3 protein-coding genes are annotated in these 2,041 nt (G+C 37.5%); 2 read left to right on the top strand and 1 reads right to left on the bottom strand.

Annotated features, from left to right (window positions below):
- Positions 1 to 371, bottom strand: a 371-nt coding sequence (locus tag F6K13_RS30380) for a nuclear transport factor 2 family protein (RefSeq protein ID WP_287289460.1), incomplete at its 3' end; no start/stop codon positions are given.
- An 89-nt stretch (positions 372 to 460) separates the two neighbouring features.
- On the opposite strand from F6K13_RS30380, the gene F6K13_RS30385 reads away from it, so the two are divergent.
- The gene (locus F6K13_RS30385; RefSeq protein ID WP_124143194.1) at positions 461 to 1,000 is read left to right on the top strand and encodes a DUF1499 domain-containing protein; all 540 of its coding nucleotides are present in this window, start codon (positions 461 to 463) and stop codon (positions 998 to 1,000) included.
- Between the two features lie 248 nt (positions 1,001 to 1,248).
- Entirely contained in the window at positions 1,249 to 1,845 is a 597-nt protein-coding gene (locus F6K13_RS30390; RefSeq protein ID WP_124143195.1) for an HMA2 domain-containing protein, read from the top strand.
- Positions 1,846 to 2,041: the final 196 nt, after the last annotated feature.

Genomic DNA, 2,041 nt, shown 5'->3' on the forward strand with positions numbered 1-2,041 from the left:
TCATGATGATGAATCAGATACCAATTTCCACCCATCCGCTCAAAAATATTTGTTGCTATACACTGAGCTTTACTTTTCCTACCTCCAATCACTTGCATCAAATTTTCAATCAAAATAACATAACCAATATCTCCATTAATTTCTATTGTCACAATATCAAGATCTATTTCCATATAATTAGTATTTTTAAATATTAAATCCCAGGAATTCCGAATATTTTCAAAACCACGAATGGCATTACGACCTGGATGAATACAAACTGTGTCAATACCCTTGGACAAAATAGAACTGATAGTTTCGATGTCCCGTTTTTCAAAAGCTCGATAAAAGGCTTGATTTGCTGTTAATATTGCTTGCTTTTCGTCAGTCATAAAATTTTTAGTTTAGATATAGAATAATTGTTATTATCTAACGATAGAATCATATTAACCAGTTCAATCAAATTATTCTCCGATAGACCATGGAAACAACAGAAAAAAAATCTCCTAATATATTTTTGAAAATGTTATACATTACCCTCTTTTTGTTAGTAACAGTTGCCATTGTTGTCGGAGTTAATGCCACCTCTGACAAACTAAATTTATTTGCTGGCACCAGACCCAATAATCTAGGCGTATATTCTGGACGACTAGCACCTTGTCCCAATAGTCCAAACTGTGTCAGTAGTTACAGTCAAGATGCAGAACATGGTATAGTCTCTCTTAGCTATGACTCTAATAATCCAGAAACAGCGATCGCTAACCTCAAACAAATAATTGCATCTATGTCTCGGACAAATATTGTTAAGGAGGATAAAAATTACTTGTATGCTGAGTTTACAAGTAAGATAATGGGATTTGTAGATGATGTAGAATTTTATGTAGATGAAGAAGCTAATGCTATTCAACTACGTTCAGCTTCCCGTCTAGGAGAATCAGATTTAGGTGTTAACCGCGAACGAGTCGAAACTATTCGGACAAAATGGAACCAACTAAAAACAAGTAATACCATGTCCAGTTGAATAGTTATAAATAATAAGTCAGGAGTCAGGAGTCAGGAGTCAGGAGTCAGGAGTCAGGAGTCAGGAGAAAGAAAGAGTAGTAGAAGGAGAAAGTTTTTTGTTCGCGCTCTTACCCGGACACGATATCATAGCTCAAATCACCAACGCCAAATACTCCCCCACTCCCTTCCGTATCCGTGTATCCGTGCCATAATCAGTGTGATCCACTCCCTCACTCCCTGTTCCCTTTCACCAAAGGAATATTCACCATGACAACAACCTCAAGCTATACAAACACGATCAACCCAACTGAAACAACTTTCCCCCAGTTAGGTGCATTTTTACAAGCACATAATGAAATCGAATACATTCTACCACCCTTAGTTGGAATCATAATTACCAATAGATTTAAACTACGGGGTGCTACTGCACTTATAGTCAACCTTACAGTTGCAGGTTTTGTGCGCCAAATAATTGAACAACTAAAAGAACAAACAGTAACTATACCTGTAATTGATACTGAGCAAACAACTATTCCTCAACCAGTGACAACCGTTGCTAGTGATGATTCACAAACATACACCATCGTGCATTCAGTACCCGGTCGCATCCGACTGCGAATACCAAAAGTAGCATCTGACCCAAATTATGTCAGACGTTTAGAACAACTTTTAACAGCAGACTCCCATGTATTAGGAGTGCGGATAAATACAGCAGCAGCTTCAGTTGCCATCCAGTATCAAGCTGATGGAATGTCAGAATGGGAACTAGGAATGCTATTGATGAATATCATTCAAGAAGCTGAACCTGATGAAGAGGAAATACCCCAACCAGAAGCAAATTCAGAGTCCCCAGAAACGCCATAAGAAACTGATTAAGTACATTTAAGGTTTTGGAAAAAGACAATTTGACACTGACTTCCAACTTCGACCTTGATGTCATCCCCCCTCTAATTCCCCAGTAGGTTAAATCTTTAAAATCATAGGTTGATACTTAGCGGTACTTTGATATTTTTTACAATGAAAATGCCTTCAAAGCTATTAGGGATAAGGGAAATACATC

It is taken from the genome of Okeania sp. SIO2B9 (assembly GCF_010672505.1).
Classification (GTDB): Bacteria; Cyanobacteriota; Cyanobacteriia; order Cyanobacteriales; family Microcoleaceae; genus Okeania; species Okeania hirsuta.

Coding starts and splice junctions, on each gene's coding strand:
- F6K13_RS30385 (WP_124143194.1), top strand. CDS start 461: ATGGAAACAACAGAAAAAAAATCTCCTAATATATTTTTGAAAATGTTA.
- F6K13_RS30390 (WP_124143195.1), top strand. CDS start 1,249: ATGACAACAACCTCAAGCTATACAAACACGATCAACCCAACTGAAACA.